The organism is Anoxybacillus sp. B2M1, assembly GCF_001634265.1.
Taxonomy (GTDB): Bacteria; Bacillota; Bacilli; order Bacillales; family Anoxybacillaceae; genus Anoxybacteroides; species Anoxybacteroides rupiense.
Window position 1 is genome coordinate 2,737,235 of sequence record NZ_CP015435.1, and the last position, 22,771, is coordinate 2,760,005.

24 protein-coding genes are annotated in these 22,771 nt (G+C 43.1%); 16 read left to right on the forward strand and 8 right to left on the reverse strand.

Annotation, left to right across the window (positions count from 1 at the left end):
- Positions 1 to 369: 369 nt before the first annotated feature.
- Together GFC28_RS13345 and GFC28_RS13350 are read left to right on the forward strand one after the other, a co-directional pair.
- Positions 370 to 1,476 carry an MFS transporter gene (locus GFC28_RS13345; protein WP_044741490.1) on the forward strand — a complete coding sequence of 369 codons (1,107 nt, stop codon included), beginning with the start codon at positions 370 to 372 and terminating at the stop codon, positions 1,474 to 1,476.
- 311 nt (positions 1,477 to 1,787) lie between these two features.
- Positions 1,788 to 2,465 carry a uracil-DNA glycosylase gene (locus GFC28_RS13350; RefSeq protein ID WP_044741491.1) on the forward strand — a complete coding sequence of 226 codons (678 nt, stop codon included), beginning with the start codon at positions 1,788 to 1,790 and terminating at the stop codon, positions 2,463 to 2,465.
- Positions 2,466 to 2,590: 125 nt separating this feature from the next.
- Here GFC28_RS13350 and GFC28_RS13355 read toward each other — a convergent pair whose 3' ends face one another.
- Positions 2,591 to 4,207: a glycoside hydrolase family 13 protein gene (locus tag GFC28_RS13355; protein WP_044741492.1), complete on the reverse strand. Its 1,617-nt coding sequence runs from the start codon at positions 4,205 to 4,207 to the stop codon at positions 2,591 to 2,593.
- 96 nt (positions 4,208 to 4,303) lie between these two features.
- Here GFC28_RS13355 and GFC28_RS13360 point away from each other — a divergent pair, with 96 nt between their 5' ends.
- The gene (locus tag GFC28_RS13360) at positions 4,304 to 4,555 is read left to right on the forward strand and encodes a YwdI family protein (RefSeq protein WP_044741493.1); all 252 of its coding nucleotides are present in this window, start codon (positions 4,304 to 4,306) and stop codon (positions 4,553 to 4,555) included.
- A 116-nt stretch (positions 4,556 to 4,671) separates the two neighbouring features.
- On the forward strand, positions 4,672 to 5,040 hold the full coding sequence (locus GFC28_RS13365; protein WP_044741494.1) for a DUF423 domain-containing protein: 369 nt from the start codon (positions 4,672 to 4,674) through the stop codon (positions 5,038 to 5,040).
- A 135-nt stretch (positions 5,041 to 5,175) separates the two neighbouring features.
- On the opposite strand, the gene gerQ is transcribed toward GFC28_RS13365, so the two are convergent.
- From gerQ to hemQ, 3 genes are all read right to left on the reverse strand, one after another.
- Positions 5,176 to 5,679 carry a spore coat protein GerQ gene (gene gerQ / locus GFC28_RS13370; protein ID WP_044741495.1) on the reverse strand — a complete coding sequence of 168 codons (504 nt, stop codon included), beginning with the start codon at positions 5,677 to 5,679 and terminating at the stop codon, positions 5,176 to 5,178.
- Positions 5,680 to 5,705: 26 nt separating this feature from the next.
- A complete protein-coding gene (locus GFC28_RS13375) occupies positions 5,706 to 6,128 on the reverse strand; it encodes a cell wall hydrolase (RefSeq protein WP_044741496.1) in 423 nt (140 codons plus the stop codon).
- A gap of 237 nt (positions 6,129 to 6,365) precedes the next feature.
- Complete coding sequence (gene hemQ / locus GFC28_RS13380; protein WP_044741497.1) at positions 6,366 to 7,112, reverse strand: hydrogen peroxide-dependent heme synthase; 747 nt, start codon at positions 7,110 to 7,112, stop codon at positions 6,366 to 6,368.
- A 209-nt stretch (positions 7,113 to 7,321) separates the two neighbouring features.
- Here hemQ and pta point away from each other — a divergent pair, with 209 nt between their 5' ends.
- Positions 7,322 to 8,296, forward strand: a complete 975-nt coding sequence (gene pta, locus GFC28_RS13385) for a phosphate acetyltransferase (RefSeq protein WP_044741498.1) — start codon at positions 7,322 to 7,324, stop codon at positions 8,294 to 8,296.
- Positions 8,297 to 8,378: 82 nt separating this feature from the next.
- Complete coding sequence (locus tag GFC28_RS13390) at positions 8,379 to 9,212, forward strand: octanoyl-[GcvH]:protein N-octanoyltransferase (protein ID WP_044741499.1); 834 nt, start codon at positions 8,379 to 8,381, stop codon at positions 9,210 to 9,212.
- Between the two features lie 351 nt (positions 9,213 to 9,563).
- Here GFC28_RS13390 and GFC28_RS13395 read toward each other — a convergent pair whose 3' ends face one another.
- Positions 9,564 to 10,211: an RsfA family transcriptional regulator gene (locus GFC28_RS13395; protein WP_044741500.1), complete on the reverse strand. Its 648-nt coding sequence runs from the start codon at positions 10,209 to 10,211 to the stop codon at positions 9,564 to 9,566.
- A gap of 584 nt (positions 10,212 to 10,795) precedes the next feature.
- Between GFC28_RS13395 and GFC28_RS13400 the strand changes: the two genes are divergently transcribed.
- The 4 genes from GFC28_RS13400 (at position 10,796) to GFC28_RS19355 (ending at position 13,151) form a co-directional block, all read left to right on the forward strand.
- Positions 10,796 to 11,023: a YuzB family protein gene (locus GFC28_RS13400; protein WP_044741501.1), complete on the forward strand. Its 228-nt coding sequence runs from the start codon at positions 10,796 to 10,798 to the stop codon at positions 11,021 to 11,023.
- A gap of 137 nt (positions 11,024 to 11,160) precedes the next feature.
- The gene (locus GFC28_RS13405) at positions 11,161 to 12,462 is read left to right on the forward strand and encodes an HD domain-containing protein (RefSeq protein WP_044741502.1); all 1,302 of its coding nucleotides are present in this window, start codon (positions 11,161 to 11,163) and stop codon (positions 12,460 to 12,462) included.
- 13 nt (positions 12,463 to 12,475) lie between these two features.
- A complete protein-coding gene (locus GFC28_RS13410) occupies positions 12,476 to 12,988 on the forward strand; it encodes a YwgA family protein (protein ID WP_044741503.1) in 513 nt (170 codons plus the stop codon).
- Between the two features lie 10 nt (positions 12,989 to 12,998).
- Positions 12,999 to 13,151 (forward strand): hypothetical protein, encoded by a 153-nt coding sequence (locus GFC28_RS19355; protein ID WP_156487537.1) that lies wholly within the window; start codon positions 12,999 to 13,001, stop codon positions 13,149 to 13,151.
- A 50-nt stretch (positions 13,152 to 13,201) separates the two neighbouring features.
- Here the strand turns inward: GFC28_RS19355 and GFC28_RS13415 are convergent, their stop codons facing one another.
- Positions 13,202 to 14,503, reverse strand: a complete 1,302-nt coding sequence (locus tag GFC28_RS13415; RefSeq protein WP_044741504.1) for an NCS2 family permease — start codon at positions 14,501 to 14,503, stop codon at positions 13,202 to 13,204.
- Positions 14,504 to 14,624: 121 nt separating this feature from the next.
- On the reverse strand, positions 14,625 to 14,876 hold the full coding sequence (locus tag GFC28_RS13420; protein WP_255357518.1) for a 2-hydroxymuconate tautomerase: 252 nt from the start codon (positions 14,874 to 14,876) through the stop codon (positions 14,625 to 14,627).
- Between the two features lie 110 nt (positions 14,877 to 14,986).
- On the opposite strand from GFC28_RS13420, the gene GFC28_RS13425 reads away from it, so the two are divergent.
- Both GFC28_RS13425 and GFC28_RS13430 read left to right on the forward strand, forming a co-directional pair.
- Positions 14,987 to 15,607 (forward strand): site-2 protease family protein, encoded by a 621-nt coding sequence (locus GFC28_RS13425; RefSeq protein WP_082063398.1) that lies wholly within the window; start codon positions 14,987 to 14,989, stop codon positions 15,605 to 15,607.
- Between the two features lie 12 nt (positions 15,608 to 15,619).
- Positions 15,620 to 16,129: a YwhD family protein gene (locus GFC28_RS13430; RefSeq protein WP_044741507.1), complete on the forward strand. Its 510-nt coding sequence runs from the start codon at positions 15,620 to 15,622 to the stop codon at positions 16,127 to 16,129.
- Positions 16,130 to 16,283: 154 nt separating this feature from the next.
- On the opposite strand, the gene GFC28_RS13435 is transcribed toward GFC28_RS13430, so the two are convergent.
- Complete coding sequence (locus tag GFC28_RS13435) at positions 16,284 to 18,347, reverse strand: transglycosylase domain-containing protein (RefSeq protein ID WP_044741508.1); 2,064 nt, start codon at positions 18,345 to 18,347, stop codon at positions 16,284 to 16,286.
- Positions 18,348 to 18,528: 181 nt separating this feature from the next.
- Between GFC28_RS13435 and speE the strand changes: the two genes are divergently transcribed.
- The 4 genes from speE (at position 18,529) to argS (ending at position 22,607) form a co-directional block, all read left to right on the forward strand.
- Positions 18,529 to 19,356 (forward strand): polyamine aminopropyltransferase, encoded by an 828-nt coding sequence (gene speE, locus GFC28_RS13440; protein ID WP_044741509.1) that lies wholly within the window; start codon positions 18,529 to 18,531, stop codon positions 19,354 to 19,356.
- Positions 19,357 to 19,369: 13 nt separating this feature from the next.
- A complete protein-coding gene (speB, locus tag GFC28_RS13445) occupies positions 19,370 to 20,251 on the forward strand; it encodes an agmatinase (protein WP_044741510.1) in 882 nt (293 codons plus the stop codon).
- A 251-nt stretch (positions 20,252 to 20,502) separates the two neighbouring features.
- Positions 20,503 to 20,937, forward strand: a complete 435-nt coding sequence (locus tag GFC28_RS13450; RefSeq protein ID WP_044741511.1) for a YwiB family protein — start codon at positions 20,503 to 20,505, stop codon at positions 20,935 to 20,937.
- Positions 20,937 to 22,607, forward strand: coding sequence for an arginine--tRNA ligase (gene argS, locus GFC28_RS13455; RefSeq protein ID WP_044741512.1), 1,671 nt, complete (start codon positions 20,937 to 20,939; stop codon positions 22,605 to 22,607). Before GFC28_RS13450 ends, argS begins: the two co-directional genes overlap by 1 nt.
- The last annotated feature ends 164 nt before the right edge of the window (positions 22,608 to 22,771 follow it).

Sequence of the window (22,771 nt, forward strand, 5' to 3'; positions counted from 1 at the left end):
GGTATATTTATAGTGTGAACTACTCACCACTTAGCTAAAGCTTGAAGTGGGAGCTTCTCAGTTCCACGACGAAAGCCGCCTTTCGTCTCCCTGAGCGTGACTTCGGGTCGTTCCAACCCTAGATGTCCGACAATTCGGAGTTCTTTTGTACCTTGGATATTTTACGCATGGAAGGATCAGCTTGGTTTTCGCATTTTATTTTCTCCATGCAACCTCCTATATCCAGTTATGAAAGAACGACATAGGTTTATTTTACCACAGGGTCAGACAATTGAACAGGCAAAAGCCTGTCCTTGTCCGAAGTCGATTCATCTCCCACTTTCATCAAGCTTCGCAAGATTTAGAAGTGGGAGACTTCTCGACTGAAGAATGTTAAATAAGTCTCCGTTAGATGTAGGACTTTTAACTACTATGCAATTACTTCCTAATACGCTTTTTATGATTATTGGTGGAACTTTAGCAGATCGAATAAACAGAAAGAGATTGTTATTGTTTACCCAAACAAGTATGGCTGTATTGACACTTATTATAGCTACGTTCATATTTTTAGATAAAATGAGTATAGGATTGCTATTAGTCCTGAATTTCCTTTATGGAATATTCGTTGCACTTGATATACCAGCTAGGAGATCTTTAGTTCCTAAGATGGTGCCAAAGGAATTTATAGGTAATGCAAATGCTCTATATGGAGCTACTTTTCAGATTGCATTATTTTTAGGGCCTATAGTTGGGAGTTTTATTACTAGTATGTTGGGATTTAAGTTTACCTTCTTCTTTAATGCCTTTACTTTTATTGTTATTATACTCTGTGTGTGGAAAATGAACGTTCCCAAGGAAAGTACTACTATCCATATTGAAAGTAAATTTTTGGATGATTTAAAAAATTCACGCAGTATATTCATAAGCAATAAAGCAATCTTTATGATGATCATTCTTGGATTTTTGAGTGCATTAATTTCGAAAATTGATTTTTTGCTTCCCGCATATGTAGATACATTAAATTCTAGCAATACAGAAATATTGGGATTATTGAATTCCTCCATAGGTTTAGGTCTTTTGGTTAGCGCCATTATATTTGGAAAGTACGATAGGAGCTTCCAGCAAAAGTCGAAACAACTTCTACTATTTGGGTTTCTTGTAATTTCTATATGTACTACTTTCATTCCATTTATAAAGTTCTATTTAGTTTCTGTCGTCATCATATTTGTTCGTTCACTATTCACACAATTTTGTTCTCTGATTATCATTTCCCAACTCCAATATTACACTAGTGACGAATACCTAGGTCGAGTGATGGGAGTATATAGTTCATTCATTGCTTTTTCTGGACTATTCTCTCTTCCAATATCGTATTTGGTAGACAAATTTTCTGTTGAGTTTGCTTTTATTCTATTGTCCATTATTTCCCTTTTCTCTGTCTTTGTTCTTCTTAATCGTAAAATGAACCAAGCACTTAACCAAACACATAATATGTAATGTCTTGTTCCGGTGCAACGAAACTTAGGCTGACTGTAAGCAATCTGTCAAACTCGGACATGCTGATGCCCGAGCTCGACAGTCACTAGGCAAACGTCCTTTTTCGCCTCACGAACTGCTTGCTTGTCGATGCGAAGCGTTCCATCCTTCCATTGACGCAAGCATTTTTCATAGGACGGAGACCCCTGTCTACTTGACAGGGGTCGATTCATTGTGAGGTTACTTTAACACCGCACAACGATAGAACAGTTTATACAAGAGGTCTGATTGTGATACATTAATGGTAAAAGAATGAAGAAAGGGTTGTGACGATGGCCATTTTAAAGAATGATTGGGCTCCTTTGTTAGAAGAAGAATTTCAAAAGCCGTATTATATTAAACTGCGGGAATTTTTGAAAGCGGAATATCAGACGAGAACGATTTATCCGGATATGTACGATATTTTCAATGCCCTTCATTATACGCCTTATAAGCAAGTCAAAGTCGTCATTTTGGGACAAGACCCGTATCATGGCCCCAATCAGGCGCATGGACTCAGTTTTTCAGTGAAGCCGGGCGTTCCGCTGCCGCCTTCTTTATTAAACATCTTTAAGGAATTGCAGGATGATCTTGGCTGCTATATTCCAAACAACGGTTATTTAGTCAAATGGGCTCAGCAAGGGATTCTTTTATTGAATACGGTATTAACCGTTCGCCGTGGAGAAGCGAATTCTCATAAAGGTAAGGGATGGGAGATCTTTACAGACCGTGTCATTGAGCTCGTGAACAGCAAACAAGAACCGGTGGTTTTTATTTTGTGGGGACGTCATGCCCAAGCGAAAAAAGAGCTGATTACGAACCCTGCCCATTATATGATTGAAGCGCCGCACCCGAGTCCATTTTCTGCCGCACGCGGCTTTTTTGGCAGCCGTCCGTTTTCCAAAACCAATGCTTTTTTGAAAAAAACAGGGAGAGAACCAATTGATTGGCAAATTGAAAATATGGGATAGAGCTGTCCGTTATTTGCCAGACTCAGGATCATCCGTTTTCAAGCGAGTCTGATAGGGGAAAATCACCAGTTGTAGACAAAATCCAAATGGACTTTGTCTACAACTTAGGATGACGTGCTTTCGCTTTATTCTAATTCGTAAATCCGCGCCTCATGAGGACGCATGTGCAAGGTATTCCCCGTCTCTTGCACGTCCTGATAATTGGTGAGCAAGAGCTGGCGGTTTGTAGCGGTTAAAGCTTTCGGCAGCTCGTAATGGTTGGCGTGGTCACAATGGTTAAGCACGACGAGAAGACGCTGTCCTTCCCATTCGCGCGTGTAAGCATAAATATACGGCTCGTTTTCGGTGTAGTCGCAGAAGGTGCCGTATACCATTTCAAGGCGCTCTTTTCGCAGTTGAATGAGCTTTCGATAATAATGATAGACTGAATTTGGATCGGCAAGGGCTTGTTTGACGTTAATGGTTTTATAGTTAGGATTGATTTTGATCCATGGCGTCCCTGTCGTAAAGCCTGCCTGTTCGCTGTCATCCCACTGCATAGGTGTCCGCGAATTGTCGCGGCTTAACGGCTGCAAGCTTTCAAGCACCTCCTGCGGGTCGCGTCCTTTCGCGACTTCTTCCGCATATTTATTTTTCATCGCAATGTCGTTATAGTCTTCAATCGATGGGAAGCGGACGCCCGTCATGCCGATTTCTTCTCCTTGATATATGTATGGAATTCCCGGCAGTGTATGGAGCATGGTGGCAAGCAATTTTGCCGATTCCATGCGATACTCCTGATCATTTCCATAGCGCGTCACCTGTCGCGTATGATCATGGTTGTTTAAAAATTGCGAGTTCCAGCCTTTTCCCCATAATGCTTCGTACCAGCGTTTTTGAATTTGTTTAAAGCGGAGCGGATCCCAGCTTGGCATTTCATCGCATACTTCAAAATGGAACAGCGTATGCAATTCTTGCCGATCTTCTGCTACATATTTTAACCCCTCTTCCGGAGTGACAAAGGCGACTTCGCCAACGGTAAAAATGTCGTAATGACGAAACACTTTTTCGTTCATTTCCTTTAGGTAATCGTGCAGCCCCGGATGATTGGTCAAATAACGAATATCATTTGGGTTGGCGGCATCAGGAAATCCATCCGGTTTAGCGAGAAGAGCAATGGCATCTAAGCGAAATCCATCAATGCCTTTATCAAGCCAAAATCGCATCATTTCATAGATGGCTTCACGCACTTCAGGGTTTTTCCAATTTAAATCTGGCTGTTCAATCGCAAAGGAATGAAAATAGTACTGTCCTGTTGTTTCATCCAATTCCCAAGCGGATGGAGTGAAATAAGACCGCCAGTTATTTGGCTTGTCGCGCCAAATGTACCAGTCGCGCTTTGGATTGTCTTTGGATGAACGGGATTCTAAAAACCAAGGGTGTTGGTCGGATGTATGGTTAACGACAAGATCCATAATGAGCTTCATGTCGCGCTTATGTACTTCATGGAGCAAGGTTTCCCATGTCTTCATGTTTCCGGCTTTATCCATGATTTGATAATAGTCGGAAATATCGTAGCCGTTATCTTTATCTGGTGATTGGTAGCATGGGTTAAGCCAAATCACATTAACGCCGAGATGCTGAATATAGTCCAGTTTTTCCATTAGACCTTGCAGATCGCCGTAACCATCGCCGTCGGAATCGTAAAAGCTTCGCCAGTAAACTTGATATACGACCGCTTCTTTCCACCATGTTTTTTTCACAGCTTTCACTCCTCTCAAACTATCTTAGCTTGAAATGTTTTTATATATAGAATACCATTGAATCAACATGAGAAGAAAGATGGGAGTGAAAACGTTTTGGATGTTTCAGTAACAACGATTTTAACGAAAATGTCGGAACAGCTTCAAAAAGCTCGGTCGATACAAAATGAACAGCAGCTTCGCGAACATGTTGCCGCCATTCGAGTTCTTTGCGATCTGATTTTAGAAGGAGAGCTTCAAGCGGCGCATGTTGCGGCTTCTTCATTTGAACCGCTAGTATTAGAAACAAAAACAGAGCGGATGGACATCGGGGATGATGCGAATGGGCCATCTTTGCTCGATTTTTAACATCATTCATCCAGAAATCCCCGCCTCTTAACGGAATGTAGAGGGAGGGTTTTTCTTTTGATGGTGAATGCGATATGATAAGAGTGGAACTTATATCAACGAGGGGAAGAAAAAGGATGAAGCTATTTGTCTTGCTGGGAGCTATCAATGGATTTTTAGCTGTCGCTTTGGGAGCATTTGGTGCACATGGACTAGAAGGAAAAATTCCCGAACGTTATTTAGAAATCTGGAAAACGGCTGTGCATTATCAGATGTTCCATGCTGCTGGTCTTTTTGTTGTCGCGCTTTTATTGGCCAAATGGCCCAACGCAGGATCGCTTCAAGCAGCGGGCTGGTTTATGTTCGCAGGTATTGTCTTGTTTTCGGGAAGTTTGTATGTGTTAAGTTTAACACAAATCAAACCGCTTGGGGCGATTACGCCATTTGGGGGCGTGGCCTTTTTAATTGCGTGGGCGCTGATCGCTTACGCGGCTGTAAAATATTGAAAAAAACAGGTTGTAGACAAAATCCAAAAGGACTTTGTCTACAACCATTTTAGGGGCTCTCCACTTATGATGGTTTTAATGAAGGCGTTTGTCAACAATCTGAAAAGGGCTGCGTTTGGCAGCCCTTTTGCCTTATCATCGAGGAGAGTAGGAGCTTAATCCAGCGGCACTGCCTGCGTATGGATATTCATAGGCAATCTCTTCATCAAAAGTCACATAATTAAGGTAAATCATCGGAAGCAAATAGCGCTTTCCATTTTGCGGATCACTTAAAATTAAATGATCTCGTCCAGCTGCTTCGATCGTGCCCCGAAAAACTTTGGCGTTCCATTCCCGATTGTTTTCAAAGGTCATATAAACGGTAGCCATTTTCCCTTTGTTTAAACGTAAAATATTTTCAATATAAGACTCTTCGAGCGGCAGCATCCCGGCTACCGGCTGGCTGGCAGTTGTGGGAGTTTGGGCTGCGAACGAAGGGGTCTGCATTCCAAATCCAGCCATTGGCGCGGCAGCCGGTTGATATGGTACAGCTTGTTGAGAGTATGGATAAGTGGTTGGATAATAGCCTTGCGGATAAGCATATCCATAAGGATAGGATACATAACCTTGGCTTTGTTGACGATCTTCTTCATACGTCATCTCAAGACCCTCCTATGAAAAGTAGATTAATATACTCGCGGACAATTGCTTCGCGTTGGTGCAAAGAAGCAATGTGATTTATAACGGCCGACGTTTTGCTGATTAAACCATTGCGGTGGGCAGTCGCCTTCCGGTTTGAAAAACCAAAGTGAATTCGTAGCTGGATGATAACGCCAGCCGCGAATCACTTGGCGGGCTAGCTGAATATCGAGATCTCTCGCTGCTTGGTAAAAGTATCCTTTTTGTGTGGCTTCAAAGCCGCCAGGTCTTTGAAAGACCATTTGCCGGATTGTGCGCAACCCTCGAAAATCAAGACAATCGGCGATTACCCGATTGACACCGACGTTGCCAACCATCAACATTCCGAGCCGTCCTTCTCCTTCCGCTTCTGCCCGCATCAGTCTTGCCAGCAGTTTAACATCCTCTGTATTGGTAGCTACAACAGCCAATATTGTCACCTCATTCTGTCTTTGTTCTCGACAATAATAGGCTATTGTAAAAGGAGAAAATGGTGACAATGAAAGGAGACATTTTTATTTTTATAGTTATGGGCAAGGAGGAGATGATATGACAAAAAAATTCGGGATGTCTGTTTATTTTGACATCCCGAATGCATCAAGCCGGAACTTGGCATGCCACGCCCTTTGGCGCGACAGAGGCAAGTCCATGATGGGCCTTAGTTTGTACTATACATGAAAAAAGGAAGAGATTTTATCTTGCGGAAGTTGATTTCCAACAAAGAAGGAGCCGAAATCTCCATAGCGAGCGCTGACCTCATCAAAGCGCATTTCATAGACTAGCTTTTTAAATTGCAATGCATCATCTGAGAACAAGGTAACGCCCCACTCGTAATCATCAAATCCGACAGAGCCTGTAATGATTTGCACGACCTTGCCGGCATACTTGCGCCCTGTCATTCCGTGTGCTCGCATCAGGTTGCGGCGCTCTTCCATCGGAAGCATATACCAGTTGTCGTTTCCTTGGCGGCGCTTGTCCATTGGATAGAAGCAAATATGTTTGGTTTTTGGCAAAATTGGGAACAAACGGCGGCGAACCTCTGGATTTTCGTAAGGATCCCCTCCATTAGAAGGCAAATAATTGCTTAGTTCAACGACGGATACATACGAATAAGCCGGTACAAGATATTCTGCTAGCTTTGTTTTGTTGAATGCTGTTTCAATTTCATTTAGCTCTTCCATTGTCGGACGCAAAATCATGAACATGATATCGGCTTTTTGGCCGACTACTGTATAAATGGCATGGCTGCCTTCGTTATTGTTTTCTGTTTGCTGCCATTTTTCTGCTAATGATAAAAATTCATGGATGGCTTCCTGCCGCTCATCATCTGTGAGCGTTTTCCAAGCGGACCAATCCACTGAACGGAAATCATGGAGACAATACCAGCCCTCAAGCGTTTGTGCTGCTTCACTCATCATTTTCCACTCCTTATGTATAAATGATCTTTTGTTACTACTATACCATAGTTTGTCCCGGAAACGCTCGAAAAACAAATGGTCTTGTCCATGCCTGAATTATTTTAATAAAAAGACTATTGTTTGTAAGGGGTTACCTTGGTTGCTTTTCCATACAATAAGAGTATGCTAGTAGATAAGGAAGTTTATTGAATTGAGGAGGATTATGTGTGAGTGATTTATTTTCTATTTTAAAACAAAAAGTAACAGGAAAAAATATATCGATTGTATTTCCAGAAGGAACAGATGAGCGGATTTTGACCGCTGTCAGCCGCTTAGCACGTGAACAGGTGCTGCGTCCCATATTAATCGGTAACAAGGCGGCCATTCAAAATCAAGCAGCTGAAATCGGAGTTGAGCTTGCACATATAGAGATAATAGACCCGGAAACATATGGAAAAATGGATGAGCTTGTTCAAGCATTTGTTGAGCGCCGAAAAGGCAAAGTGTCTGAAGAAGATGCTCGCCGTATTTTGTTAGATGAAAATTACTTTGGAACGATGCTTGTATATACTAATCAGGCGCACGGCTTAGTTAGTGGTGCGGCGCACTCGACGGCTGATACAGTGAGACCAGCCTTGCAAATTATTAAAACAAAACCAGGCATTCGTAAAACATCAGGCGTGTTTATTATGGTGCGCGATGAGGAAAAGTATGTATTTGCGGATTGTGCGATTAATATTGCTCCAGACAGCCAGGATCTAGCGGAAATTGCGGTTGAGAGCGCTCATACGGCGCGCATGTTTGATATTGAACCGCGTATTGCGATGCTAAGCTTTTCAACAAAAGGATCGGCTCAATCACCAGAAACAGAAAAAGTGGTGGAGGCTGTTCGTCTTGCTAAGGAAATGGCGCCGCAGCTGACTATTGATGGCGAGTTTCAATTTGATGCGGCGTTTGTGCCGTCTGTCGCGAAAAAGAAAGCGCCTGATTCCGTGATTCAAGGCGATGCTAATGTCTTTATTTTCCCAAGCTTAGAAGCAGGAAATATCGGTTATAAAATTGCTCAGCGCCTGGGCCATTTTGAAGCAGTTGGTCCCATTTTACAGGGCTTGAATAAGCCTGTGAATGATTTATCGCGCGGCTGCAACGCGGAAGATGTGTATAAGCTTGCTCTGATTACCGCTGCTCAAGCGCTTCAATAAGAGCAGAGAGGTTTGACGGCGTCGTCGAACCTCTTTTTTATGATATAATGAATGTAAACTATGGCAGCAAGGAGATTGATTCATGGCAAATGAGCTGTTACAGCAGCCGAGATGGCGAATTATTGACCAATCACATTTAGGTCCAATCTTTGATGCAAAGCAATCATTTGCGATTGATGATACGCTCTGTACAATGGTGGGACAAGGGGGATCAGAAGCGGTTGTCCGTACATGGGTGCATCATGATACGATTGTATTGGGCATTCAAGATACGAAACTCCCGTATTTGCGTGAAGGGATTTCTTTTTTGCAGGAGCAAGGCTACCGCGTAATGGTTCGCAATTCAGGAGGGCTTGCCGTTGTGCTAGACGAAGGTGTGCTGAATATTTCGCTGATTTTCTCAGAAACGAAAAAAGCGATTGATATTAATCAAGGCTATGAAGCGATGTGGGCGCTGATTCAGCAAATGTTTGCTTCCTATGGAGCGATCATCGAAGCGAAAGAAATCGAAGGCTCTTATTGCCCAGGCAGCTACGATTTAAGCATTAACGGCAAAAAATTTGCCGGTATTTCGCAGCGGCGCGTGCGCGGGGGAGTGGCTGTGCAAATATATATATGCGTTCATGGAAGCGGTTCAGCTCGCGCGGAGCTCATTCGCCAATTTTATGAGCGCAGTTTGCAGGGAGCGCCAACAAAATTTATGTATCCGCGCATTGTTCCGGAAACGATGGCATCATTGTCTGAACTGCTGCATGTGCCGCTGACGATTTCAGATGTGATGCTTCGTTTGCTGCAAACGTTGCGCTCGTTTGGAGCAGAGCTATATTCTTCTGTCTTAACGCAAGAGGAATGGTCGCTATATGAACATCATTTGCAGCGGATGATCGAACGGAATGAAAAAACGCTGTCGCAATAAAAGAGCGGTGCTCTGAGAACGGATTGGACAGCGTCACGATCATCAAAATAGTAGAAACATCAGAGGCATAAAGCCATGGTCATATAGAGATAACGAAAAGATTCCACTTATATCCGATTCAAATATGTATTGTTCTATTTTTTTGGCCGTACCACCATCGAAATTGGCTTATTTGCAAATGAAAAATATGAATGAATCGAGCGGTATCTATATAATCTAACCATTTTTCACTATTTTTTGTCCATTGAAGCCTTTTCCCTTTTCATTGATGGCGATTTTCAATCTGAATATAGTAAATAAAAGGTGACCCTCGAAGGAATGCTTTCTCCTTTATTGGGGTCACCTTTGTCATTATTCGGCGATTTTTTCTAAATTGCCGTTTTTGTCCATTTTGAATTTTAGCATTTGCCGCTCCTCTTCTTCTTGCAACGTAATTTTTCGAGCGCGGTTCATAATGCGTAGCATCGTTTCGTATTCTTCACGAATGGTAGAAGATTCTTCTTCTAGTTTCGCAATTTTCGTTTCTAATTCGTCATTTTTAGCTGCCAGCTCTTCTTTTTCTTGCCGCAGCCGTTCATTTTCACTTTTAAGCGCCTCGGCATTGACGCTAGTCGATTGGAATGATTGCAAAAAGGCAATGACATGATCAAGTGTCATCGTTGTTTGCTCAGGAGAATGGGTGATTTCTGTTATTTCTCCCAATTCTTCAAGAGCAGGAACGGGTGGTGTATACAACAATTTTTTGCGAACGGCTTGATTTTTGCCAAGTAGCCGCTGTCGCTCTTTTCTTTGTTTTTTCGCCAGTTGCAGCGCTGTTTCGTAGCGGCTGCGAACGACTGCGTTCCAGCGGAATCCGCAAGCGGCAGACGTGCGGTTAAGTTTGTCTCCTACTTCCTCAAAAGCATTGAGCTGCGTGCTTCCTTCACGCACATGGCGCAATACGGTTTCCGCAAGCAGCAAATCATCTTCTTCTGTCCATGCATCTTGTCGTTGTTTCATAATTTCTCAACTTCCTTTCTTAATATTATGGTCACTTTATGAAAAAAGCTAGCTTTGCTTTTAGCAGGAAAGCAAGCTATATGAAGCATCCATGATCCATATCTGGACGGGCTGCCAACTGCGGGCAGCTAAATGGATTGGCGTCATGTCAGGCTGGGCTGTTGGTTAGTAGTAGCATAGACAAAAATAAGAAAGTCTATACAATTTTTTGAGTTTTTGTGAATAAAAAATTGCAAGTTTTACAAGAAAGATACAAGCTCAATGCCGCCTGAAGGTGATCTCTATATCGACAGAAGCCCATCGCTCTCCTTATAGATAGAGGTGCTAAGGAAGGTAGGACATATCACCGATTCAAAAGCAGCATTCTATTTTTTTGGAGGAAAGCTGGTTACTCTTTTATGGCGGTTTTTCGAGCCAAGTCGATATCGCTGGTGGAAATAGCTGAACAACAGGATTGTTGTTGTTCATTTTTGGTCGATGGAGTTGATTGGAAAATCAATTTACAGTTATATAGCTTGCATTGTGGACGAAGAAGAGGTAGAATACTCGTTAGCGCAAAAACGTTGGAAAGGATGACGTTCAAAATGGCCAACGAGTTTCGGGTGTGCGATGATTGTCAAGCCACTAATTTAAAAACGTTGCTGCCTCGGCTGAAAAAATTGGATCCAAATGCAACGATTCAAATCGGCTGCCAGTCGTATTGTGGGCCTGGCCGCAAAAAATCGTTCGCTTTTGTCAATAATCGTCCGATCTCTGCCGCAAATGAAGATGAATTAATCGAAAAAATTATGCAAAAGCTCAAAAAAGCTTAAAAAATCGCCTTCATTTTTATGAAAGGTGATTTTTTGTTTCTATTTTTAGGAAATATTAATCATAAAAAATCAAGTATTTTTTTGCATGAGAAAACACCTTATAATAGATTCATGCTATGAATGGAAGAGGGGATTATATGTCATATCCCGGCGGTCAATTAAGTGAAGAGAAAGTCTTCAAAGACCCTGTTCATCGTTACATACATGTTCGCGATAAGATTATATGGGATTTAATAGGAACAAAAGAATTTCAACGATTGCGCCGCATTAAGCAGCTAGGCACCACTTACTTAACGTTTCATGGTGCGGAGCACAGCCGTTTTAACCACTCGCTTGGCGTCTATGAAATTATCCGCCGCATTATTGATGATGTGTTTGTCGGCAGGGAGCATTGGGATCATAGTGAACGGCTGCTTTGTTTATGTGCGGCGTTATTGCATGATTTAGGTCACGGTCCGTTTTCACACTCATTTGAAAAAGTATTCCACCTCGATCACGAAGATTTCACACAGGCGATTATTTTAGGAGACACGGAAGTTCATGCGGTTTTAAAAAGAATGGGGGATGACTTTCCACAGAAAGTGGCAGAGGTCATTGCCAAAACGTATCAAAATAAGCTTGTCGTCAGCTTAATTTCGAGCCAAATTGACGCTGATCGCATGGACTATTTGCTTCGCGATGCCTATTATACAGGCGTCAGCTATGGAAACTTCGATATGGAACGCATTTTGCGCGTCATGCGCCCGCGTGAAGATCAGGTCGTCATTAAGCGAAGCGGTATGCATGCAGTTGAAGACTACATTATGAGCCGCTATCAAATGTATTGGCAGGTCTATTTTCATCCCGTAACACGCAGTGCGGAAGTGATACTGACGAAAATTTTGCACCGGGCGAAAACTTTGCATGAAGAGGGCTATATGTTCCGAACGCATCCGCATCACTTCTATTCTCTTTTTACGGGGCAGGTGATGCTGCATGATTACCTTAAACTGGATGAAGCGGTGATTCTGTACTACTTTCAACAATGGCAGGATGAGAAAGATGAGATTTTGCGGGATTTATGCCGCCGCTTTGTTCATCGCCGTTTATTTAAATATGTGGAATTTAGTCCGACCAATGAGCAAATGAAGAAGCTGATGGAGCTGACTGCTTTATTTAAAAAGGCGGGGATTGATCCAGACTATTATTTGGTGGTTGATTCCTCGTCTGATCTTCCATACGACTTTTACCGTCCCGGGGAAGAAGGGGAACGGTTGCCGATCTATTTGTTAATGCCAAACGGGGAACTTCGTGAGCTGTCAAGGGAATCGGTGCTTGTGGATGCGATTTCTGGCAAGCGCAGAACCGATCATAAATTGTATTTTCCGGACGATTTTCTGCAGGATTTTTCGACAAAACGTACGGCAAAGAAAAAGATTCTTGAAATACTTGAGGGTTAGGAGATGACAAGGGGTGTTAACAGAACACGCAAAGATTGTAAAGGCATTTGCGGCGGCTGGGGAAATTGTAGGGCGAAAAAAGCTCCAAAAGATGATTTATATTGCCAAGAAATTAAATTTCCCTTTTTATGAGAAGTTTGACTTTCATTTTTATGGGCCATATTCAGAGGAATTGACATGGCGCATTGAAGAACTTTGCAATCTCGGTTTTTTAAACGAAGTAAAAGAGAAAAAAGGAGGCTATTTCCAATATCGCTATACGCTGACGGAAGCGGGAGCGGATTTTTTAAAGCATTATGATATTCATATGCCGCATTTAACAGAATGCCTCCAAGATATGAATGAACAAAATTCACGATTTCTTGAGCTTGTGTCTACCATCCTTTATTTTGACAATTTCAGCAAGGATGCAGTAAAAGAAAAAGTGTTTTTGGTAAAGAGCAAGCAGCGTTATACAGAAGAAGAGATTGAGCAGGCTTATCGATATATTGAGCAATTGCGTCATAAAACAGAAGCTCCTGTTTGAGGGTTTACAGATGGTGGACAAAGTCAACATGGACTTTGCCTACACCTTTTTACATCAGACTGGCTTGAAAACGCTTGGCAGACAAGGAACGCAGCCGAGTGAGGACGCGAATGGAACAAGAGATGGTCATGAGCGGACGACCGGGGTCCGTGACGCAGGATAAAAGCGTTTGTTAACGGTTTGAGAAGCCCCTCTGAGCTGAGGGGCTTCTTTTTAATGGGGCAAAAATGCGAGCTGGTAGAAAAACAGCACGGCGAAAATATAGACGAGCGGATGGACCTCCCGCCACTTCCCGCGTGTTACCTTTAGCAGCGGATACGAGATAAAGCCTAGCGCGATCCCTGTGGCAATGCTCGATGTGAGCGGCATACTCAGGATAATGAGAAACGCCGGGAACGCCTCATCTAATTCATCCCACTGAATGCGAGCAATGCTTCCCATCATTAAACTGCCCACGATAATAAGGGAAGGAGCCGTAATGGCTGAAATTCCAGAGACAGCGCTGACTAGGGGTGCAAAAAAGGCGGATAGGACAAATAAAATGGCAACCGTCAAAGCTGTCAATCCCGTGCGTCCGCCTGCTGCTACTCCGGCAGATGATTCAATATAAGCGGATGTTGGGCTGGTACCAAAGATGGCGCCGACAGTTGTCGCGACAGAATCAGCCAACAGGGCTTGACGAGCGCGCGGCATGGTTTTTCCTTTCATTAAACCAGCTTGCTGCGCTACGCCGATCATTGTGCCAGTTGTATCAAAAATCGTCACAAGCAAAAAGGAAAAAACAACCGCATATAAACCATATTGCACAACATCGCCAATGGCAGTGAAAGGGTTGGCGATGATGAGTCCTTTAGGAAGCGAAGGCATCGCAGCAATCCCCTGATCAAATTTGAGCTGTCCCGTAAAATAAGCGACCACACCCGTGATGATCATGCCAATGAAAAGCGCCCCGTTGACGCGAAGCGACATTAAAATAAGGGTAACAGCTAAACCAATAAGCGTCAGCCAAGCAGAAGGGGCGTGTAAATCACCCAGCGCCACTAAATTTTGTGGGTGCGCCTTAATGATTCCTGTTAAGCGCAAGCCAATAAAAGCAATAAATAGGCCGATTCCAGCCGTAATGCCATGCTTTAAGCTTTCAGGAATCGCTTCAATGAGCTTGTGGCGTAACGGCGTTAGCGATAAGATAACAAACAAGATTCCTGCTACAAAGACAGAGGAAAACGCGACTTCGTAGGAGATGTTCCCATGCGATCCGACAACGGAATATGTAAAATAGGCGTTCAGGCCCATGCCTGGCGCGATCGCAATAGGATAATGAGCGAAAAGCGACATCCATAGCGTTCCGACCACAGTGGCAATGATCGTTGCCATAAATACTTGTTGAAATGGTACGCCGGCATCTGATAAAATGACCGGATTGACAACAACGATATAGACCATCGTTAAAAATGTCGTGAGCCCAGCGATGATTTCTGTTTTTATATTTGTGCGATATTCCGATAGCTTAAACATAGGCACCTCCAAAAATACGAACGTTTTATCAAACATATATTATATTATTCGTTTTTTATGGGGTGTGCAATAAAAAAATAAGGAAGCCGGTCATAGGGCCTCCTCCAATCGCTATGTACGTTTATTCGTCGCTAAGACGCTTGCCGCCGATAGCGTAATGGTTTTTTGACATTTCTTCAATAAACACAACGATTTTTTCTTTTGGCGCTCCTGTCGTTTCGGCGACCGCTTCTGTCACCTTTTCGACAAGCGCTTTTTTCTGTGCTTCGGTGCGGCCTTCAAGCATTTTTACCGTTACATAAGGCATGATTGCCCGCCTCCTTTTTAAGAAAATCACTTTTATTATAGCATCAGCTAGGGAGTGCATGTGCACTTTTTGTGAGGAATCATGTATACTTAATTTTAGTAAATATTATAGAAAAAAGGAGAAAAGTCAACGTGGACATTTTGCCATACTCGCTCGGTGAAATCCCTTATGTGCTGATGGCGCTGGCCATTGCTTTTTCAGTTCATGAATTTGCCCATGCTTATGTCGCCTATAAATTTGGTGACCCGACGGCAAAAAATCAAGGAAGGCTGACGCTGTCGCCGTTAGCTCATTTAGATTTGCTGGGGACGCTACTTATTTTTCTTGCCGGTTTCGGTTGGGCGCGCCCTGTGCCTGTTAATCGGCATCATTTTAAAAATCCGCGTTTAGCCGGCATCCTTGTCTCCATTGCGGGACCGATCAGCAACTTATTGCTGACGGCAATAGGATTTCTTGTTTGGTACAGCATGATTCGCTTTGGAGTCATGACGATGATTCCTGACTGGTTTGCCGCGGGATTCGATTTATTTTTCCAAATCTTCATCAGTTTAAATGCGTTGTTATTCGTGTTTAATTTGTTGCCGTTTCCTCCATTGGATGGATACCGGATGATTGAGGATCTTGCGCCTCGCCATGTGCGGGCGAAAATGACGCAATGGGAAAACTACGGCGCGCTTATCTTTCTGATCCTCGTGTTGACGCCGCTTGATCGATATACGATCCATCCGATTTTTAATATAGCGGTTCCTTTTGTGTTGCAGCAGATGCAATCATGGTTTTCATCCATTATTTTTTAAAGGGGTGTTTACATGGAGCAAAAAAAGAAAAACATCGGTTTTAATATTATTAAAAGTGATCCGACAGCTGGGCATGGCGGATTTGGAGCAGGCGCGCTAAGCTTGGACAACGTATCGCCTGTCATTATCGATGTGGAAGCTGGCGAAGCGTTTGTTGATATTGGGGCGATGCATGCTCGAAGCGTAGTGGAAAAAGGAATTAAATTTACGCCTAACCGCGATGAAGTACCGAATGGAAAACCTTATTGGCTTGTGTGGGTGACGATTGATCGAGCAGCCGAGGGGCCTTATTATGCAGGGGTCACTGCGTGTGAAATGACAGTGGATCGCCAAGCGCGTCGCGGATACAAGGTGCTTCCGGATCATGTCAATAAGCTTGATAAATCGCTGAAGCGGCTCATTCTTATCGACCATATGGACGAACGATCGAAGCGAGTGCTGGCTGACTTTTTAAAGCAGCATGATCGCGGGATGTGGGATCGCTCTAGCGATGAATTGAAGAATGGATTGGAATTTAAGTAATATTTATCCATATATATGGCTTTTTTGTGAACGTATGTAGGCGAGTACTTGAGCTTTTTTTGGAAAAAGAGTAAACTAAATCTACATGCATAACACAATAAAACTAGGACAGGAAAACCCTCAAGCGACATTTGCTTGAGGGTTTTCTTTTTGCTTAAAACCATTTGAATAGCTTATCAAACCAGTTCGGTTCATTTTCTTCTTTATGATGAGGTGCCTTTTTCTTTTTCTTATCAAGGTGTTCCGTACAATATTCAGTCGGTTCTGTTCCAGCCACATAATACGTGAGCCGTTTTATAGGGCATGCTTTTGTGGCTAATTTTCCGTTATCGGGATTGATATATACTCCGACGACTCCTTTTGTTGGTTTAAATGATTGAACCGGTTCATTTTTTAAGCTGTTTTCCATAAATTTGACCCAAATCTTTTTAGCGTATTGTTTTTCTGCCAGCTTCGTAATTTTTTCTCCGCGATCGTATCCTGTCCATACACCAGCTACCAGCTGCGGCGCATAGCCGATCATCCAGCTGTCCGTTTCGGTTGTTCCGGATTTTCCTGCGTATGGACGAGTAATATCATGAAGAACGGCTTGCCCAGTGACGGTCGTGTAATCGTTAAGCTTTGGATCGAACATGCCTGTCATCAGCTGAGTCGTTACATAAGCCGCATCGCGGTTAAGAATTTGCTTTGATTCTGCGTTGTATTCGTAGATCGTTTCTCCTTTATGGTTGACAACTTTCGTTATAAATACAGGCTCGACCTTCTTTCCATTATTATCTAATATACTGTAGGCATTGACCATTTCAATCACTCTTACTGGCGATGTTCCCAGCGCCAGTGACGGCACTTGCTTTAATGAACTGGTAATCCCCAGCTTTTTGGCGGTTTGCACAAGCTTGTCTTCGCCAATAAATAGATGGGTTTTTACGGCAAAGACATTATCAGAAAGAGCGATGGCTTGCGCTAGTGTGATGGTATCATTAGCGTAATAATTATTATAATTATGCGGCGTATAAGTGGCCTTGCCATCGTCAAATGTAAAGGTGGTTAATTCGCTGCGCATTTCTGTTGATGGCGTAAAGCCTTGGCGGATCGCTGCATAATAAAGGAACGGCTTAAATGTTGAACCTGGCTGCCGTTCGGCTTGAACCGCTCGGTTATAAGGACTTTTATTGTAATCTCTTCCGCCGACAAGTGCTTTGACCTCGCCAGTATGAGGATCCATCGCTACAAATGCCACTTGAATCGCTGATGCTGGATCGATCGTGTCGCGAATTTGCTGTTCAGCAATGGTCTGCATCTTCGGATCTAAAGAAGTATAGACGCGCAAACCACCCATTTCAATGGTTTGTTCATCAATTCCTAATTTGTTACGCAATACATCCTTTACTACATCTTGAAAATAAGGAGCGATTTGCTTTTTTGTGACTTCGTGATTTCGCGAATAGACAAGCGGCGCTTTATATGCTGCTGCTGCCTCTTTTTTCGTAATATATCCGCTTTCAACCATGGATTGCAGCACAATTTTCTGTCTCGACTTGGCTCGTTGCTCGTTATTGAACGGCGAGTAGTAGGAGGGGCCTTTCGGAATGCCGGCTAACATGCTGGCCTCGCTTAGTGTGAGTTGTTTAGCTGATTTTCCAAAATAATAATTAGCGGCCGCTTCAATTCCATAAACGCCGTGTCCGTAATAGATTGTATTTAAATATCCTTCTAAAATTTCCTGTTTACTATAGTTTACTTCTAAGCGAATGGTATATAATGCCTCTTGCAATTTTCTCATCCATGTTTTATCTAAGGTTAAAAATAAGTTCCGGGCATATTGCTGTGTGATCGTGCTGGCTCCTTGCACTTTACTCATGGCTTTTATATCAGCAATGACGGCAGCGGCGATCCGCTTGGTATCAAAGCCGTGATGCTCAAAAAAACTTCGATCCTCCACGGCGACGGTGGCTTGAATAACAGACGGAGAGATATCGCGCAGGTTCACCCAGTAACGCGTTTGTCCGTTATCGCTTTCCCCGATTTTTGTGCCGTCATCAGCATAAAAAATCGTCGTTTGCGGTACAGCCAAGGGAGGCGCTCCTTCAATTTTCGCCAGCGCAATGACCCCTGCTAGGCAGAGGGTGAATAAGATTGCTAGGATAAGGGTTATAAATATAAATGCACGAATGTATTTGACTGTTCCGCGGAACCGGCTGCTTGGGATGATTTCCAATGTTCATCACCTCATCGATGTTATTGATATTAGTATGAAAAAATTTTTCCCATTTTAAACATTTTTCTAGCAATTTTCACTTGAAATTTTGCTAGATTGCTCTATACTTTTTCATGTTTGGTTTTTTTGTGTGAGGAAATAATCATTGTATATGAATGCTAATCAAGAAAGGGTGTTCAGTATGGAACTATGGTTTACGGAAAAACAGACAGAAAATTTTGGAATTACTGCGAAAATTAAACGCACTTTACATACAGAACAAACGCAATTCCAAAAGCTTGATATGGTGGAAACAGAAGAGTTTGGAAACATGCTGATTCTTGATGGAATGGTCATGACGACGCAAAAGGATGAGTTTGTGTACCATGAAATGGTCGCACACGTTCCTCTGTTCACACATCCAAATCCGGAGAATGTGCTTGTGGTTGGCGGCGGCGATGGTGGAGTCATTCGCGAAGTTCTTAAGCATCCAAGTGTCAAAAAGGCAACACTTGTTGAAATCGATGGCAAAGTCATTGAGTATTCGAAGCAATATCTTCCTGAAATCGCTGGGAAATTAGAGGATTCGCGCGTCGAAGTGAAGGTAGACGATGGGTTTATGCATATTGCGCAAAGTGAAAACGAATACGATGTCATTATGGTAGACTCAACAGAACCGGTTGGTCCTGCAGTCAATTTATTTACAAAAGGCTTTTATGCAGGCATTGCGAAAGCGTTAAAGGAAGATGGCATTTTTGTAGCGCAAACAGACAACCCTTGGTTTAAAGCAGATTTAATTCGCAATGTTCAACGCGATGTACGCGAAATTTTTCCGATTACGCGCCTCTACATTGCCAATATTCCTACGTACCCTAGCGGCATGTGGACATTCACACTAGGTTCGAAAAAATATGATCCGCTTGCAGTAAGTGATGAACGTTTCCATGAAATCGAAACGAAATATTACACGAAAGAGCTTCATAAAGCATGCTTCGTGTTGCCAAAATTTGTGGCGGATTTAACGAAGTAAAGGAGAGGTGCTTATGCGATTCGATGAAGCGTATTCTGGCAATGTCTTTATTAAAAGCCATCCGAACTTTGAAGAAAGTGAAGCCGTGATTTATGGCATGCCGATGGATTGGACGGTCAGTTACCGTCCCGGCTCCCGTTTTGGCCCGGCACGCATTCGCGAGGTATCAATCGGGCTTGAAGAATACAGCCCATACCTAGATCGTGAGCTGGAAGAGGTCAAATTTTTCGATGCTGGGGACATTCCGCTTCCGTTCGGCAATGCCCAACGGAGCTTGGATATGATTGAAGAGTTTGTAGACCGCATTTTGGCAGCCGATAAATTCCCGCTTGGCATGGGCGGTGAACATTTAGTTTCTTGGCCGGTGATGAAAGCTGTATATAAAAAATATCCCGATTTGGCAATTATTCATATGGATGCCCATACAGACCTGCGCGAGCAGTATGAAGGCGAACCGCTTTCTCATTCAACGCCAATCCGTAAAATTGCTGAGCTCATTGGACCGCAAAATGTATACTCGTTCGGTATTCGCTCAGGGATGAAAGAGGAATTTCAATGGGCGAAAGAAAACGGCATGTATATTGCTAAATTCGAGGTGTTAGAGCCGCTTAAGCAAGTGCTTCCGACGCTTGCGGGACGTCCTGTATATGTGACGATTGATATTGATGTGCTAGATCCAGCGCACGCACCAGGAACAGGCACCGTAGATTGCGGAGGCATCACGTCAAAAGAGCTGCTGGCTGCCATTCACGAAATCGCACGGTCAGATGTGCATGTAGTCGGTGCTGATTTAGTGGAAGTAGCACCGGTTTATGATCATTCGGAACAAACAGCGAACACAGCAAGCAAACTAATCCGCGAAATGATTCTCGGATGGGTGCAAAAACGAAAATAAACAAACCCCGTCTTTGTCAAAAGACGGGGTTTTACTTCATACTCACGCCTGCGTCCATTAGAATATATCAATAGTGGACAGTTCAACTGGTCCATTTTTGATAAAATTTTGCTTGAAGTGGCCTTGGAGGCTTGAAAGCATCCGGTTTCAAGCGAGCCGCTTTGTTTTCTTGTCTTCGCACTCTTGAATATCATCACACCATTTCTTATACTTATTAAAGTTATAACATGTTTATAAGGGTGTGTCCAACGATGGAAAAGGCCAACGGAACACCGATCCGTCTGAAGCATGTAACGGATATTCGGGACGGAAGCCGAAAAGAGACAATTGTATTGGAAGCGCATGGTCTATATTACATAAAAGAAAATGCTTCGTATTTAACATTTGAAGAAAGCCAAGACATCGGCAACGTGAAAACCGTTGTAAAAATAACGAAAGATGAGGTCGTCGTGATTCGTTCTGGAGCGGTTCAAATGCGCCATGTGTTTCGAAAAAAGCAAGAAACATCAGGAAACTACCGAACGCCGTTTGGAGTATGGACCATGAAAACGAAAACGGATCATATCGAATATTGGTATGAAGAAAAAACGAAAAAAGGGAAGCTATTGCTATCTTATACATTAGAAATGCAGCATGAGCGAGTGGGTCGCCACGCCGTAACGATCACATTTAGGGAGGAATTATGATGAATATTGTGGAACAGGTGAAGGAGCAGTTAAAGAAAGAAATCAAGCAAGCGGTAATCAAAGCGGGCCTTGCGACAGAACAGGAAGTGCCCAATGTTATTTTAGAGGTGCCAAGAGAAAAGGCTCACGGCGATTACTCGACCAACATGGCGATGCAGCTTGCCAGAGTGGCTAAAAAAGCACCGCGTATGATTGCAGAAGAACTGGTCCGCCATTTTGACAAAACGAAGGCATCGATTGAAAAAATTGAAATTGCCGGTCCTGGGTTCATCAACTTCTACATGGATAATAGCTATTTAACCAACTTAATTCCGCTCATTATTGAAGCAGGCGCATCCTACGGGCAAACGAATGTCGGACAAGGACAGCGCGTGCAGGTCGAGTTTGTATCAGCCAATCCGACTGGGAGCTTGCATTTAGGACACGCGCGTGGAGCCGCTGTTGGTGATTCCTTGTGCAATGTTTTAGAAAAAGCGGGATTTGAAGTGACACGCGAATACTATATTAATGATGCAGGCAATCAAATTTTCAATTTGGCGAAGTCGGTGGAAGCTCGTTATTTCCAAGCGCTTGGCCTTGATAAAGACATGCCGGAGGACGGCTACTATGGCGAAGATATCGTTGAGCTAGGAAAACAGCTGGCTAAAGAGCATGGAGACAAGCTTGTAGCTTTGGACGAAGAGGAACGTTTAAAGCTGTTTCGCGAATACGGCCTAAACTACGAAATGAATAAAATAAAAAAAGATTTGGAGGATTTCCGCGTCCACTTTGATGTATGGTATTCGGAAACATCGTTATATCACAACGGTAAAATCGAAAAAGCGCTGCAAGCGTTGCGAGAGAAAGGGCATATTTATGAGCAGGATGGCGCTACATGGTTCCGTTCGACAGCCTTCGGCGATGATAAAGATCGTGTGCTCATCAAACAAGATGGTTCTTATACGTATTTGCTTCCAGATATCGCCTATCATCAGGATAAACTGCAACGCGGTTTTACGAAGCTGATTAACATTTGGGGAGCCGATCATCATGGCTATATTCCGCGCATGAAAGCGGCCATTGAAGCGCTCGGCTATGATCCGGCGGTATTGGAAGTCGAAATTATTCAGCTAGTAAGCTTATATCAAAACGGCGAGAAAGTAAAAATGAGCAAGCGTACCGGCAAGGCGGTGACGATGCGCGATTTAATGGAAGAAGTTGGCTTAGATGCGACTCGTTATTTCTTTGCGATGCGTTCAAGCGATACCCATTTAGATTTTGATATGGACTTAGCGGTTTCGCAATCGAATGAAAACCCGGTATATTATGCACAATATGCTCATGCGCGCGTCTGTAGCATTCTTCGTCAAGGAGCCGAGCAGAATTTGACATATGAAGGGGCACAGAAGCTCGAGTATATTCAATCTGAAAAAGAAATCGAACTCTTGAAAAAGCTTGGCGAGTTTCCGTCTGCTGTTTCTGAAGCGGCTTTGAAGCGCACGCCGCATCGAATTACCAACTATGTTTTTGATCTGGCTTCTGCTTTGCACAGCTTTTACAATGCGGAAAAAGTAATTGATCCGGAAAATAAGGAAAAAAGCCAAGCGCGCTTAGCTCTTGTTAAAGCTGTACAAATCACGCTGCAAAACGCTTTAGCTTTAATTGGCGTGTCGGCGCCAGAAAAAATGTAATCGCCTATTTTATTTTTTGAATATCATATTAAGTGAAACAGGAAATGGATATATTTGTATTGAAGGCAACACAAATATATCCATTTTTTTTGACTCCTCATTTTGCAGAGAGTATGTTAAGATGTGTAAGGGCTGTCGATAAAAGTAGATATATGTCGAAAAAT

What these genes read in the sequence shown, in the direction of transcription:
- GFC28_RS13365 (WP_044741494.1), top strand. Translation starts at nt 4,672, where the DNA reads ATGAAGCTATTTGTCTTGCTGGGAGCTATCAATGGATTTTTAGCTGTC.
- GFC28_RS13430 (WP_044741507.1), top strand. Translation starts at nt 15,620, where the DNA reads ATGGAGCAAAAAAAGAAAAACATCGGTTTTAATATTATTAAAAGTGAT.
- GFC28_RS13415 (WP_044741504.1), bottom strand. Translation starts at nt 14,503, where the DNA reads ATGTTTAAGCTATCGGAATATCGCACAAATATAAAAACAGAAATCATC.
- GFC28_RS13425 (WP_082063398.1), top strand. Translation starts at nt 14,987, where the DNA reads ATGGCGCTGGCCATTGCTTTTTCAGTTCATGAATTTGCCCATGCTTAT.
- GFC28_RS13390 (WP_044741499.1), top strand. Translation starts at nt 8,379, where the DNA reads ATGGCAAATGAGCTGTTACAGCAGCCGAGATGGCGAATTATTGACCAA.
- GFC28_RS13400 (WP_044741501.1), top strand. Translation starts at nt 10,796, where the DNA reads ATGGCCAACGAGTTTCGGGTGTGCGATGATTGTCAAGCCACTAATTTA.
- GFC28_RS13450 (WP_044741511.1), top strand. Translation starts at nt 20,503, where the DNA reads ATGGAAAAGGCCAACGGAACACCGATCCGTCTGAAGCATGTAACGGAT.
- GFC28_RS13345 (WP_044741490.1), top strand. Translation starts at nt 370, where the DNA reads ATGTTAAATAAGTCTCCGTTAGATGTAGGACTTTTAACTACTATGCAA.
- GFC28_RS13350 (WP_044741491.1), top strand. Translation starts at nt 1,788, where the DNA reads ATGGCCATTTTAAAGAATGATTGGGCTCCTTTGTTAGAAGAAGAATTT.
- speE (WP_044741509.1), top strand. Translation starts at nt 18,529, where the DNA reads ATGGAACTATGGTTTACGGAAAAACAGACAGAAAATTTTGGAATTACT.
- argS (WP_044741512.1), top strand. Translation starts at nt 20,937, where the DNA reads ATGAATATTGTGGAACAGGTGAAGGAGCAGTTAAAGAAAGAAATCAAG.
- GFC28_RS19355 (WP_156487537.1), top strand. Translation starts at nt 12,999, where the DNA reads ATGGTGGACAAAGTCAACATGGACTTTGCCTACACCTTTTTACATCAG.
- GFC28_RS13395 (WP_044741500.1), bottom strand. Translation starts at nt 10,211, where the DNA reads ATGAAACAACGACAAGATGCATGGACAGAAGAAGATGATTTGCTGCTT.
- GFC28_RS13405 (WP_044741502.1), top strand. Translation starts at nt 11,161, where the DNA reads ATGTCATATCCCGGCGGTCAATTAAGTGAAGAGAAAGTCTTCAAAGAC.
- speB (WP_044741510.1), top strand. Translation starts at nt 19,370, where the DNA reads ATGCGATTCGATGAAGCGTATTCTGGCAATGTCTTTATTAAAAGCCAT.
- gerQ (WP_044741495.1), bottom strand. Translation starts at nt 5,679, where the DNA reads ATGACGTATGAAGAAGATCGTCAACAAAGCCAAGGTTATGTATCCTAT.
- hemQ (WP_044741497.1), bottom strand. Translation starts at nt 7,112, where the DNA reads ATGAGTGAAGCAGCACAAACGCTTGAGGGCTGGTATTGTCTCCATGAT.